Annotated in this window: 11 protein-coding genes and 1 pseudogene; 5 read left to right on the top strand and 7 right to left on the bottom strand. The window is 73.0% G+C overall.

All coding sequences use genetic code 11. The features are described 5' to 3' along the window. The coding region (locus ACF088_RS36040; protein ID WP_392380136.1) for an Ig-like domain-containing protein at positions 1-473 on the bottom strand (473 nt) is incomplete at its 3' end. Between the two features lie 81 nt (positions 474-554). Beyond that, positions 555-1955 (bottom strand): CaiB/BaiF CoA transferase family protein, encoded by a 1401-nt coding sequence (locus ACF088_RS36045; RefSeq protein WP_392380137.1) that lies wholly within the window; start codon positions 1953-1955, stop codon positions 555-557. 271 nt (positions 1956-2226) lie between these two features. Between ACF088_RS36045 and ACF088_RS36050 the strand changes: the two genes are divergently transcribed. Further along, complete coding sequence (locus tag ACF088_RS36050; RefSeq protein ID WP_392380138.1) at positions 2227-2559, top strand: hypothetical protein; 333 nt, start codon at positions 2227-2229, stop codon at positions 2557-2559. Between the two features lie 87 nt (positions 2560-2646). On the opposite strand, the gene ACF088_RS36055 is transcribed toward ACF088_RS36050, so the two are convergent. Continuing rightward, positions 2647-3270 (bottom strand): hypothetical protein, encoded by a 624-nt coding sequence (locus ACF088_RS36055; protein WP_392380139.1) that lies wholly within the window; start codon positions 3268-3270, stop codon positions 2647-2649. A gap of 83 nt (positions 3271-3353) precedes the next feature. Here ACF088_RS36055 and ACF088_RS36060 point away from each other — a divergent pair, with 83 nt between their 5' ends. Further along, complete coding sequence (locus ACF088_RS36060) at positions 3354-4070, top strand: VIT family protein (protein WP_392380140.1); 717 nt, start codon at positions 3354-3356, stop codon at positions 4068-4070. 123 nt (positions 4071-4193) lie between these two features. Here the strand turns inward: ACF088_RS36060 and ACF088_RS36065 are convergent, their stop codons facing one another. From ACF088_RS36065 to ACF088_RS36080, 4 genes are all read right to left on the bottom strand, one after another. Further along, positions 4194-5324, bottom strand: coding sequence for a P1 family peptidase (locus ACF088_RS36065; protein ID WP_392380258.1), 1131 nt, complete (start codon positions 5322-5324; stop codon positions 4194-4196). Beyond that, positions 5317-6150, bottom strand: a complete 834-nt coding sequence (locus tag ACF088_RS36070) for a L,D-transpeptidase family protein (protein WP_392380141.1) — start codon at positions 6148-6150, stop codon at positions 5317-5319. Before ACF088_RS36070 ends, ACF088_RS36065 begins: the two co-directional genes overlap by 8 nt. Positions 6151-6590: 440 nt before the next feature. Next, positions 6591-7748 (bottom strand): low temperature requirement protein A, encoded by a 1158-nt coding sequence (locus tag ACF088_RS36075; RefSeq protein WP_392380142.1) that lies wholly within the window; start codon positions 7746-7748, stop codon positions 6591-6593. Positions 7749-7960: 212 nt separating this feature from the next. Further along, on the bottom strand, positions 7961-8992 hold the full coding sequence (locus ACF088_RS36080) for a methyltransferase (RefSeq protein WP_392380143.1): 1032 nt from the start codon (positions 8990-8992) through the stop codon (positions 7961-7963). Between the two features lie 212 nt (positions 8993-9204). On the opposite strand from ACF088_RS36080, the gene ACF088_RS36085 reads away from it, so the two are divergent. From ACF088_RS36085 to ACF088_RS36095, 3 genes and pseudogenes are all read left to right on the top strand, one after another. Then, positions 9205-10692, top strand: coding sequence for an amidohydrolase (locus ACF088_RS36085; RefSeq protein ID WP_392380144.1), 1488 nt, complete (start codon positions 9205-9207; stop codon positions 10690-10692). Positions 10693-10762: 70 nt separating this feature from the next. Beyond that, positions 10763-11926 carry a MerR family transcriptional regulator gene (locus ACF088_RS36090; RefSeq protein ID WP_392380145.1) on the top strand — a complete coding sequence of 388 codons (1164 nt, stop codon included), beginning with the start codon at positions 10763-10765 and terminating at the stop codon, positions 11924-11926. A gap of 268 nt (positions 11927-12194) precedes the next feature. Next, a pseudogene (locus ACF088_RS36095) lies at positions 12195-12398 on the top strand (pyridoxamine 5'-phosphate oxidase family protein); the annotation flags it as partial. Positions 12399-12446: the final 48 nt, after the last annotated feature.

A 12446-nucleotide genomic window follows, 5' to 3' on the forward strand; every position in this document is an offset into this window, starting at 1 on the left:
GCCACGAGCTTGTACTTGGTGCCGCGCTCCAGTTGGGCGCCGGGCTTCCAGGACGAGCCGTCGGACGATATGGCCCCGGCCACGGCCGTGCCGGAGTCGGCAGCGGTGAGCTTCACATCGGTCAACTTGCCACCGGTGACCTTCACCCCGGTGTCGTTGATGCTGGCGTTGGTGCCGCCGTCCTTGGCCGAGACCTTGATCTTGGCGTCCGAGGCGTCCTTCTTGGCCGCGGCGTCCGCACCGGCCTGGCCGTTCTTGCCGTCGTCATTGCCACCGGCCGAGGCGTCCCCGCCACAGGCGGACAGGGCCAGCGCACCCGCCGCGAACAGGGCGGTGACGGCCAGGGTGCGGCGCATCCGGCGGTGCGGGCGCGGTGCACCGGACGCCGGCTGCTCGGCTGACTGGAGCAGCTGGTGCGGAGTGCGGGACCGAGCGGGTGCGGGGTTGTCCGGCGATGTCACGAGCTGCTCCATACAGGGGTGTTGTGATTCCGTGCTGGTAAACAGCACCAACGGGCGGATTTGGTTGCGGGTGGGGCCCGGTTGTGACGAACGTCACATACGCAAAGGGAGGGGTTGGTCGGCCGGTCCCGATAGCCAGGTTCGCAGTGGCGCGCCGTGTTCGTCCAGGCGGGGTGGAGCGGAGGGTTGGGTCACCGGCGTGGCCGAAAGGCGGAGCGGGCTGGTGACTTGGGGGATACGGCCCTCGCCGACCGAGGTTACCGGATCGAGCCCCAGCCGCCCCGCCAACTCCAGGGCCCCGGAGAGGCTGTTGACCGGACCGCAGGGCACCGAGGCCGGGGTCAGTCGCTCGGTCCAGGCCTGCGGGGTGTCGGCGGCCAGGAGGTTTTCCAGTACTTTGATGAGATCTGATCGGTTTTGCACCCGATCCTGATTGCGGGCGAACCGGACGTCTTCGGTGAGCTCCGGTGCGCCCAGCACCTGTGCCAGCGCCCGGAACTGACGGTCGTTCCCCACCGCCACCGCGAGTGGCTGCCCGTCCCGGCAGGCCAGCGTCTCGTACGGAGCGATGCTCGGATGGCGGTTGCCCATCGGGCCCGGGTCGCGGCCGGTGGCCAGGTAACCGGAGGCCTGGTTCACCAACGAGCCCAGCAGGGAAGAGAGCAGATTCACTTCCACCAGCTGCCCTTGGCCGGTGCGGTCGCGGTGGCGGAGTGCGGCGAGGATGCCGGTGGCGGCGTCCTTTGCGGTCAGGACGTCCACCAAGGCGACACCTGCCTTCAGGGGTGTCCCGCCGGGCTCGCCGGTGATGCTCATCAGTCCTCCGACCGCCTGCACCACGAAGTCGTAGCCGGGCAGTGCGGCGCCGGCGCCGGACCCGAAACCGGTGATGGTGCAGTGCACCAGGCCGGGGTTGGCGGCGCGGGTGGCGGTGTGGTCCAGGCCGTATGCGGCGAGCGAGCCGGGGCGGAAGTTCTCGATCAGTACATCGGCCCGGCGTGCCAGCTCACGGGCCGCGGCCGCATCGTCCGGATCGGAGAGATCCAGGGCCAGGCCGTGCTTGGAGCGGTTCGCGGCATCGAAGTACGCGGCCGTCCGGCTCTGCTGCGCTCCGCCTGTGCTCTCCGTCGAGTCCTCGGAAGCAAAGCCCGGGGCGAACGGCGGGCCCCAGGCGCGGGTGTCGTCGCCGGTGCCCGGCCGCTCCACCTTGATCACCTCGGCGCCGAGGTCGGCGAGCGTCGCGGCGGCCAGCGGGCCGGCCAGCACCCGGCTGAAGTCCGCGACGAGGATGCCCTCCAGGGCGCGGGCGGGCGGCTCGCCGGACGGGGCGCCGACGGCGGGCCCGGTGGCGGCGGCCCCCGCGCCGGTGGCGTGGGTGTCGCCGGCTCCCGTGCGGGTGACGTGCGTGTCGTCGGCTTCCGATTGGGTGGCGTTCGTGGCGTTCGTGTCGGCGCCGGTGGACGGCGGGGGCTGCGGCCGGTGCGGCTGCGGCACGTGCGTACTCCTCACGTCGCGGACGAAGTGCCGTCATCGTCTGCGACGACCTTCGCCGGGGGGAAGCCTCCGGGGTGTCCAACCGGGCGGCGCACACCCTGCCGTGGCGGCCTCCTGGGCGGCCGATGTGCCGCGCTGTGACGGGAATGTAGCCAAATGTCATAGGAGATGCGTCACTTCGGGATTTAAGTCCCAAGATCCCCTGTCGGACGGCCCGGCGCGTGGTGTCTACTGGCTCTGCCCCAGCGCCTCATCCGTCCGGGAGGACCGCATGCTTCCCTCCGCTTCGATTCTGCAGCAGATCGGCCTCGGTGTGTTGCTGGCTGTGGCCATCGTCTGGGTCGTCGGGCTGGCCAGACTCCTGCGCCGGGGGCGGTACGAGTCGGCCATGTGGCGTGATCAGCGGGAAATGCGGGCACGGTACGCGCCGCGCGGGCGGTACGCCCCGCCCGCCCCGGAGGGCCTGCCCGCACAGCCGGGCCTGCTCGGTTCCGTGCCGCGGCAGACCGGGCCGGCCGGTCCGCCGTCGGAGTGCGTGGAGCTGAGCGCCGCCGAGCGTGCGGCCTTCGAGGGGCTCGTGCGGCAGCTGATCAGCCGGAGTTGACCGGGTACCGGCCCCGGGCCCGGTCGACGGTCTCGGTGCACCGGTTCGGTGCACCCGTCTCTGCGCACCCGTCTCGGTGCACCGGTCTCAGTGCACTGGCCCCAGCCGCAGCAGGGCCAGTGCGGTCAGCATCTGCACCGATACCGCCGCCGCCGACTTCCACGTCGACAGATGGTGCTGGCCGCGTATCAGCAGTACGGCAAGGACGTAGCCGAACCCCCAGGTCGTCCAGGTCGCGGCCTGCACGAAGGTGGCATCGGTCGGCAGCCAGGCGGCTATCGCCATCCGCGGCAGATCCGTCACCCAGAAGAGCACGATGAACAGGCTTGCCGTGGGCGCGAAGCGGCCTATGCCGCCGAGCGTCCGGGCGATGGCGTGGGCGACCGAGCCCAGCGCGAGGCTGGCGGCCAGTACGCCCGCCTCGCCCAGCCCGAGGAGCTTGAGTGCCGCGGCGTGGTCGACGGCCCACTGGGTGTGGAACGCATCCACCGACAGCACCCCGATGCCACCGCTGATCAACGACAGCAGCACCGCGGCGCTCCAGGCACTGCGGTCCCGTGCCTCGTCCAGCACCTCCACCGGGCGGTACCAGAGCCCGAATATCAGCCGGTGCCACCACAGACGGCGGCGTGGTGCCGGCTTCCGGGGAGCCGGCTGGACGAGCGTGGGCGGTGGCGGCTGGGGAGGCGGGGAGGGGGGCGGTGCGGACATAAGCCGTTTCTACCACCGGCCCATTCGGGGCGGGGCGGTGGCGTCGGGGGAGGCGCAGCCGGTGCGGATGAGACGCTCTGCCGATGACTGTGCAGACACCGGAGCACGACGAGGCGCACGGCGGCGGGCTCGGCAGCCGGCTCAACTGGCTGCGGGCGGCGGTACTCGGCGCCAATGACGGCATCGTCTCCACCGCCGGACTCGTCGTCGGAGTGGCCGGAGCCACCGGGGCCCGTGGTGCGCTGCTGACGGCGGGGCTGGCCGGACTGCTGGCCGGTTCCCTGTCGATGGCGGCCGGGGAGTACGTATCGGTCTCCACCCAGCGGGATTCGGAGAAGGCGGCGCTCGCCCAGGAGAAGCGGGAGCTGGCGACCGAGCCGCAGGCCGAACTCGTCGAACTGACGGAGATGTTGGAAGGGAAGGGGCTGAACGAGCAGCTGGCCCGGGAGGTCGCCGAGCAGCTCACCGCGCATGACGCGCTGCGTGCCCACGCGGAGGTGGAGCTGGGGATCGATCCCGACGAGCTCACCAATCCCTGGCATGCGGCGGGGGCGAGTTTCCTCGCGTTCACGGTGGGGGCGTTGCTGCCGTTGCTCGCGATCGTGCTGCCGCCGGCGGCACACCGGTTGTGGATCACGGTGGTTGCGGTGCTGGCGGCGCTGGCGCTGTGCGGCTGGAGCAGTGCCCGGCTGGGGGCCGCGCCGGTGGGGCGGGCGGTGTTGCGGAATGTGGGCGGTGGCGCCGTGGCGATGGGGGTGACGTATGCCGCGGGGTCGGTGCTCGGGGCGGTGGGAGTGTGAACCGGTGCGGTGGGGTGGGGTGCGGTGGGGTGCGGTGCGGTGCAGTGGGTGCGGCGGGGTCGGTGCTCGGGGTGGTGGGAGTGGTGACCGGTGTCGCGGGTGGCGGCGGCGGCCGTCCGCGGCTCAGGCCGTCCCGTAGAGGTCCCGGTACGACAGGAAGACCCCGCCGGGGCCGTCCACCGTGTCCGCCTCCCGGGCGGCCCGGACCACGGCACGGGTCAGGACGTCCGCGCCGGCGGACAGGATCTGGTTGAGGGCCCCGGCCTCCGCGTGTATGGCGAATGCCGCCTCGGCGTGCGCTTCTTCGGGGGCGAGCGGCCGCGCCGCGGTGGACAGGGCGAAGACCGTGTCGCCGTCGGACAGGAGATGGACGGGGCGGATGGCGCGGGCCAGCCCGTCGTGGGCGGTGCCGGCGAGCTTATGGGCCTGGGCGCGGGTGAGGGCGACGTCCGTGGCGACCACGGCGAGGGTGGTGTTCAGCGGCGGGCGGACGGATGTGGCCGAGCGGGCCCGGGATATCTCCCTGGCCTCGGCCAGCCGGCGCGCGGCGGCGGCGTGCACGTCGGGGGAGGGCAGGGCCGCCGGGCTTTCGTACAGCCGGCCGTAGAGGGCGCCGGTGCGCGGGTCGGTGACGGAGCCCGCGGCGTTGACGGCGGCCAGCGCGGCGACGGTGGCGCCCGAGGGGAGAACCACGCTCGCGGTGCCGATGCCGCCCTTGAGGTCGCCGGCCACCGCGCCCGTGCCGGCGCCCGTATTGCCCTGGGCGACCGGGGCGCCGGGCCCGGTGTCCGCCGCGGCCGCGGCCGCCGCCCGGCCCAGTGCGGCGTCCGGGCGGGCCCGCCAGTCGCCGCCGCGCCCCAGGTCGAAGAGGGCCGCGGCCGGCACGACCGGTACGACCTGCGCGGGGTCGGGGCCGACACGGAAACCGCGGCCCCGCTCCTCCAGCCAGGCGGCGACACCGGACGCCGCGTCAAGACCGAAGGCGCTGCCGCCGGTCAGCACGACCGCCTCGATGCGCTGGACGAGATTGCGCGGGTCGAGCGCATCGGTCTCCCGGGTGCCGGGGCCGCCGCCGCGTACGTCGACGGCCGCGACGGCGCCGCCCTCGGGGGCCAGGACGACGGTGGTGCCGGTGAGGTACCCGCCCCCGGTCCGCTGGGCGTGGCCGACCCGGAGGCCGAGGACATCGGTCAGCGCGTCCTGCGGCCCCGCGGGGTGCGGCGGGTGCTCAGTAACCCGCGGGTGCTCAGTGATCGGCCGGTCCCATCACGATGACCGGGTGCAGGTCGGGGTCGAGGGTGCGCAGCAGTTCCTGCATCACCTTGGGCTTGAGGCTCACACAGCCCTGGGTGGGGCCGTCGTGGTCCACATGCAGCCAGACGCCGCCGCCCTTGGCGTCGCCCCACGGGCGCTGCTGGTCCAGGGGAGAGGTGCCGGGCTCCCGGTTGTAGTTGATGGCGATGACGTAGTCGAAGGCGCCGGCCAGCGGCTCGCCCTCCACTCCGGTGCCGCCGGCGACAAAGCTGGTGTTGTGGTCGTAGGGGAGTTTGGTGTCCCCGGGGGCGGTCAGCAGACCGCCCGCGTCGGTGAGGGAGAAGACACCGATGGGGGAGCGCAGATCGCCGTAGCGGTGGTCGTCCGTCCAGCCGTGGGCGGCGTTGTGCGCGGACCAGGTGGGGCCCGGCTCCCAGTCGTCGGAGCTCTCCTCGCGGGTGTAGAGGACGACACGGGACTCGAAGGAGTCCATGCCCTTTCCGGTGACGACCAGGACCTGCCGGGAGTCGGCCGGTATCCGCTTCCTGGCGGCGTCGCTGAGGCCCGGAATGGGCCGACCGGCGGGGGGATTCGGTGCGGCGTTCGGGGCGGATTTCGCGGCGGACACGGGGACGCGTGGCGTGTCCGGGCCGGAAGCCGTCGAGGACGTGGTGCTCTTGGCGTCGGTCCCGCTGTTGTGGTCGTCGCCCGACGCGGGCCACGCCCACAGGGCGGTGCCGACCAGCGTGGAGAGGGCGAGGCCGCCCACGGCCTTGCTGCGCCGGGACAGTCTCGTCCGCGCGCGGGACTGAGCGTGGCGGGCCATGGCTGGCGTCTCCTCAGGTACGGACGGCGGTCGGTCCCCGGGGCTTTTCTGCGGCTCTTCCCCAGGGGCGCCCCTGTCATAAAAAGGGCAATCTGCACCCTACCGCTTCAGAATCGACGTGCCCCCGCTGGCCCCGGTGAACAGTGGGGAACAAGGGCGCCAAGTGGTGAGAAGTGGGGTCCATTGGTGGGTAATTGACGGGGTATGGGGCGGGGGTGGCACCGAGGGGTCCGCTGGTGAGGGGGTCCCTCCGGCGAGCAAGGCGAAGATGGCCGAATCTGATGCGGGATCAGGGCGGTTGCGGGGGTTTGGACGGCCGTTCGGCACGCTTATGGGGGAGGGGGAGAGGGGCCTGCGGGAGTGCCGGGAGGCCCGTGCGGGCCCGCTGGGGCAGATCCGTGCCGGGGCGCTCGCCGAGATGGGTGACGTGGCGGCCGCTTCTACTCCACCAGTGCGGTTCCCTGACGGGATGTGAACAACACGCCGGCCGCCACCGTGCCGGATGCCACCAGGCCGGCCGCCAGAACCGCCCGGTGCCCGGCGAAGGTGCACACCAGGACCAGGAGCGAGGACACCGGAAGCACCAGCTGCTGCGCCGCGCCGCGCTTGTGGTGCCGGGAGTGGATCAGCCACACCGTCATCATGAACAGGGCGGCCGGCACCGTGACACAGGCGGCCGCCGCGAATGCCGACAGATGCGCCCTGCCGAATGCCTCCTCCACCGCGATCTCGATGCCCGCGCCCACCGCGGCCGCCGAACCGAACACCAGGTAGTGGCCGTAGCCCCACAGGAACGACTGGCGGTTCGAGTGCAGGTGACGGTGGATGGGGACGGCGAAGTAGATCCAGTACGCGGCGAAGACCAGCAGCAGGCCGCCGCCCGCGATCGGCAGCAGGACGCTGAGCTCGTCGTTCTCGTCCAGCGCCGACTGCACGGCGACGGTGGCCGCCGCGACCGTCTCGCCCAGCACGATGAGGGTGAACAGGCCGTAGCGCTCGGCGATGTGATGGGGATGCCAGGTCGTCTGCCGCTCCCGCTCGGCCAGTGCGGGGACGGCCAGCTCCAGCAGTCCCACGACGACGAACACCCAGGGCACGTCCTCCTTGGGCAGCGCGAGCAGGCCCAGCCAGCCGACCTGGCACACCGTCACCCCGAGGGCGTAGCGCAGTGCCACGCGCCGCTCGGCGCCCCGGCAGGCGAGTGCGGCCCGCAGCCACTGGGTGACCATGGCCAGCCGCATCACCAGATACCCGAACCAGATGACCGTGAAGTCGCTGTGGGCGAAGGCGCGCGGCACGCCGGCGGCCAGGACCAGCACGCCCGCCATCTGGACGAGGGTCACCACGCGATAGAGCGGGTCATCGGTGTCGTACGCCGAGGCGAACCAGCTGAAGTTCATCCAGGCCCACCAGATGGCGAAGAAGAGCATCAGGTAACCGGAGATGCCGTGCCCGGGGTGCCCCTCGGCGAGGGCATGGGCCAGCTGCTGCCCGGCCTGGGCGATCGCCACGACGAAGCACAGGTCGAAGAAGAGCTCCAGCGGCGTGGCGGTGCGGTGCTTCTCGTCGCGGGGGCGCGCCCGCATGAGGACCGGCACGTCAGCTCCTCTCCTCGGCCGATGCGGCCGGCATCAGTACAGCGCGGGCGGGCGATGCCGCCCCTGAGGGGAGCGGGGCGCGGCGTGTCGGGCCGCCCGTGGCGGGAGCGCGGTGCGGCGTGTCGGGGCGCCTACGAGGAGTGGGTGCGGCGTGTCGGGCCGCCCACGAGGAGTGGGGCACGGCGTGTCGGGCCGTGCCGCGGGTGCCGTGGCTACTCGGCGACCGCCTCCACGATCGAAGGGAAGGCCGTAGTGGGCAGCACCCGCGTCAGCCGGAACCCGCCGGCCGACAGCAGGTTGGCGAACTCCTCCGCGGTCCGCTCCTGCCCGTCGACCACCGTCATCATCGCGACGTCCAGGGTCTTGCCGAAGTGCGGGGCGTTGCCCGGCGGCAGTACGGCATCGATGACCAGCAGCCGGCGGCCCGGCGCCATCGCCCGGTGGCAGGCGCGCAGGATGCGCAGGCAGGATTCGTCCGGCCATTCGTGCAGGACGTGTTTGAGGACGTAGACATCGCCGCCCTCCGGCACGGATGCGAAGAAATCGCCCTCCTGGGTGCGCCAGCGGCCCTTCAACTCGTCGCCTTCCAGGAGGTGGTGGGCCAGCGGCGGCGCCTGGTCGAAGAGCACACCGGTCAGCTGCGGGTGGCGGCGCAGCGCGGCGCGCAGCAGCCCGCCGCGGCCACCGCCGACGTCCACGACCGTGCCGGCTGCGGGGAACGGGTACACCTCGGCCACCGCCGCGTCGACCGGGGCGGACATGGAGGACATCCCGTCGTCGAAGAGCCGACGGGTGGACGGGGCCTTCGTCAGATACTCGAAGAGGGGCGCCCCGAAGAGCCGCTCGAAGGACGCGCCCTCGTGCCGTACGGCCTCCGGGAGGGCGGCCGAGGTCCGCAGGAACAGCTCGTCGGTCGCCATCATGACGGCGGGGTGCATCGAGTCGGGGACGTCGGTGCGCAAGGGGACGGCGGCCGGCGTCAGGTGGTAGGCGCCCGCGGTGTCCTCCCGGAAGAAGCCGCGGGTGGCGAGATAGCGCAGTACGCGGCGCAGGTGCGGGGCGTGGGTGCCGGTGGCGTCGGCCAGCTGCTCGGCGGTGCGCGGGCCCTCGGCGAGGTGGTCGGCGAGGCGGTGGTGCGCCGCGGTGCGCAGTGCGGCGGAGAAGAAGTGGCCTATGACCTGTTCCATCAGATGAGCCGCCAGGTCGCGGGGCTCGCCGGTCGGTGGGGTGGGGGAACTGGCCAACGTCGGCCTCCAGTCGTCGGCTTGGGCGTGCTGGTCCCGGCCACAGGCAGGGTGATCCACCGTTGCAGTCACGGGCTTCGGTGTCACGAGCGGGCGCAGCGGCACCCGCGAAGTCCGGCCAGGGCAGGGCGGCGTGCCCTTACGGGACGGCTCCGGGGCGGGTGGGGGTCCGACGCTCGGTGCGGGGCGGCGATCCATGGTCGAATGCGTGTATGAGCGACAGCGACAGCGACACGACAGGCACGACCGGCACGACCGGCCCGACCGATGACGCCGAGCACAGTGACGACTCCGCCGCCGTCCTGGCCCCGCTCGACGGCCGCCTCGCGGACCTCGTGGCCCTCTACGAAGACCTGCACCGCCACCCCGAACTCGGCTTCCAGGAGACCCGTACGGCCGCCGAGGCCGCCCGCCGGCTGACCGGCTGCGGCTATGACGTCACCACCGGCATCGCCAAAACCGGCGTCGTCGGCGTGTTGCGCAACGGCCCGGGGCCCGTGGTCCTGCTGCGCGCCGACATGGACGCGCTGCCCGTCACCGAGGAGTCCGGCCTGGACTACGCCTCCACCGTCCCCGGCCGGATGCACGCCTGTGGGCACGACGTCCATGTGACCTGTCTGCTGGGCGCCGCCGACCTGCTCGCGGCGGCCCGCGACCGCTGGTCCGGCACGCTGGTCGTGCTCTTCCAGCCCGCCGAGGAGGTCGGCAGCGGTGCCCGCGCCATGCTCGACGCCGGCCTCTACAGCAAGGGCCTGGTCCCCACGCCCGATGTGGTGCTGGCCCAGCATGTCGCTCCCTTCGGCGCCGGGCTGATCGCGTACTGCCCCGGACCCTGTATGGCCGCCGCCGACAGCCTGGAGATCACCTTCCACGGCACCGGTGGCCACGGCTCACGGCCCGAGACCACCGTCGACCCGATCCTGATGGCGGCGGCCTTTGTGCAGCGGGTGCAGTCCGTGGTGGCCCGTGAGGTCGCGCCGAAGGACCGGGCGGTGGTCAGCGCCGGTTCCTTCCATGCCGGGGACACCGCCAATGTCATCCCCGACCGGGCCGTCGTACGCCTCAGCGTGCGCACCTTCGACGAGACGGTGCGCACGGCCGTGCTGGCCGCGATCGACCGCATCGCGCGCGCCGAGGCCGCCGCCTCCGGCGCGGACCGCGCGCCCGAGACCGAGATCCTGGACTCCTTCCCGGTCACCGTCAACGACTCCGCGACCCTGCATCAGGTCAATGAGCAGTTCACCGGACTCTTCGGCGAGCAGCGGCTGTTCGCCTACGAACCGGCGACCGGCAGCGAGGACGCCGGACTGCTGGCGACCGCCGCCGGGGCACCGCTCTACTACTGGTGGCTGGGCGGCTGGGACCCGGAGGAGTTCCGGACGGCCCTGGCCGCCGGGCGGCTGGCGCAGGACATCCCCTCCAACCATTCGCCGCACTTCGTCCCGGTGGTCCGGCCGACCCTCACCATGGGCGTCCAGGCGCTGACCGCCGCGGCACTCAACCAGCTGGCGCCGGCGGACACGAACCCGAAGACGGACACGGACACGAACCCGAAGACGGACACGGACGCGAAGACGAAGACGGACACGGACGCGAAGACGAAGACGGACACGGACGCGAAGACGAAGACGGACACGGACACGGCCCCGGTGGAGGCGACGGGGCGCGCCGGTCGGGGCGGGGCGGCGGCAAGCGTTTGACCTTGTCCTTGGGGGAAGCCCCAGCATCGGCCCCACCGGGCGAAGCGCCCGGTACGAGGAGGGCGGACGGGTGGACCGGCGAATGGACTGGCAGGTGGACGTACGGGCGGACGGACGGGCGGACGGACGGGTGGACCGGCGGGTGACCGGAGGCGTGGGCGACGCGCCCTGCGGCGACGGTGAGCTGCTGTCCATCGGGGCGTTCGCCCGGGCCTGCCGGCTCTCGCCGAAGGCCCTGCGGCTCTACGACGAGCTCGGCCTGCTGACCCCGGCCCGTGTCGACCCGCACAGCGGCTACCGCCACTACGCCCCCGCCCAGCTGGAGCGGGCCCGGCTGGTGGCCTGGCTGCGCCGGCTCGGTATGCCGCTGGCCCGCATCCGCGAGGTGTGCGAGCTGGCGCCGGTCGCGGCAGCCGCTGCGGTCGCCGCGTACTGGGCGCAGGCCGAGGCCGACACCGCCGCCCGCCGGGACCTGGCCGCCTTCCTCGTCGATCAGCTGTCCAGGAAGGACACGGCCATGACCGAACCGGCTACCCCTTTGACGATGCGCTTCGCTGCCCTGACCGATCAGGGGCTGGTGCGCCCCTCCCACCAGGACGCCGCCTGTGCGGGACCGCGGCTGCTGGCCGTGGCCGACGGTTACGGTCCCCGTGGCGGCCCCGCCGCGGCGGCCGCGATCGAGGCGCTCCAGGACCTGGAGCACCGGGATCTGACCTCGGCGGATCTGCCGGCCGTCCTGGAGGACGCTGCCCAGCGCGCACACCGCGCCGCCCCGCCGGCACACGAGGCCTCTGGCAGCACCCTCACCGCGCTGCTGCGCTCCGGCTCGCAGCTGGCGGTGCTGCACATCGGGGACTCGCGCGCCTACGTCCTGCGCGACTCCGGCCTCTTCCGCATCACCCACGACCACAGCCTGGTCCAGTCGCTGGTCGACGAGGGCCGGCTCACTCCCGAGGAGGCGTCGTCGCACCCCCAGCGCGCGCTGCTGCTGCGGTCGCTGGAGGGCGGCACCGCGTTCGCCCCTGACCTGCAACTGCTGGAGGCTCGGCCCGGGGAGCGCTATCTGCTGTGCACCGACGGCCTGACATCGGTGGTGCCGGCCGAGACGATCCAGGACGTGCTGACCACGGCCGAAGGTCCCGACCAGGCCGTACGGGAGCTGATCCGACTCGCCCGCGAGGCGGGGGCGCCGGACAACGTGGCATGTGTGGTGGGGGAGTTGGCGGCGGCGTAGGGCGAGCGTGAGCGTGGCGGCCGGTCTTTCCGGGACAGCCGCCGCGCTCTCCCCCCGCGGACGGGCGGGGAGGCGGCTGACCGGCGACAGCGACGCCCCGGCGGACGGGCGGGGAGGCGGCTGACCGGCGACAGCGACGCCCCGGCGGACGGGCGGGGAGGCGGCCGACCAACGACACCGACGCCCCCGCGGCCGTGTGCAAACCGGCCCGGGGCACGAACCGCAGTGCCTTGACCTCAACCGCGCTTGAGTTTCTACGCTCGGCCGCATGATCTTCACTGAGAGGGAGCACGAGTACCTCACCGCCCGGCCGCTGGCCCGCCTGGCCACCACCGGTCCCGACGGCGGTCCGCAGGTCCGGCCGGTGGGCTTCCGGCTCAACGGCGACGGCACCGTCGACATCGGCGGACCGGCCATGGCCCGCAGCCGGAAATACCGCAATGTGCAGGCCCGCCCCGAAGTCTCCGTGCTGGTGGACGACCTGGCCCCGGCCGACGACCCGGTCGCGGGCGGATGGGGG

Source organism: Streptomyces sp. NPDC015125 (assembly GCF_043080045.1).
Classification (GTDB): domain Bacteria; phylum Actinomycetota; class Actinomycetes; order Streptomycetales; family Streptomycetaceae; genus Streptomyces.

Bases quoted from the DNA above. Each gene is read 5' to 3' on its own strand.
- ACF088_RS36050 (WP_392380138.1), top strand. From the start codon at position 2,227: ATGCTTCCCTCCGCTTCGATTCTGCAGCAGATCGGCCTCGGTGTGTTG.
- ACF088_RS36055 (WP_392380139.1), bottom strand. From the start codon at position 3,270: ATGTCCGCACCGCCCCCCTCCCCGCCTCCCCAGCCGCCACCGCCCACG.
- ACF088_RS36060 (WP_392380140.1), top strand. From the start codon at position 3,354: ATGACTGTGCAGACACCGGAGCACGACGAGGCGCACGGCGGCGGGCTC.
- ACF088_RS36070 (WP_392380141.1), bottom strand. From the start codon at position 6,150: ATGGCCCGCCACGCTCAGTCCCGCGCGCGGACGAGACTGTCCCGGCGC.
- ACF088_RS36085 (WP_392380144.1), top strand. From the start codon at position 9,205: ATGAGCGACAGCGACAGCGACACGACAGGCACGACCGGCACGACCGGC.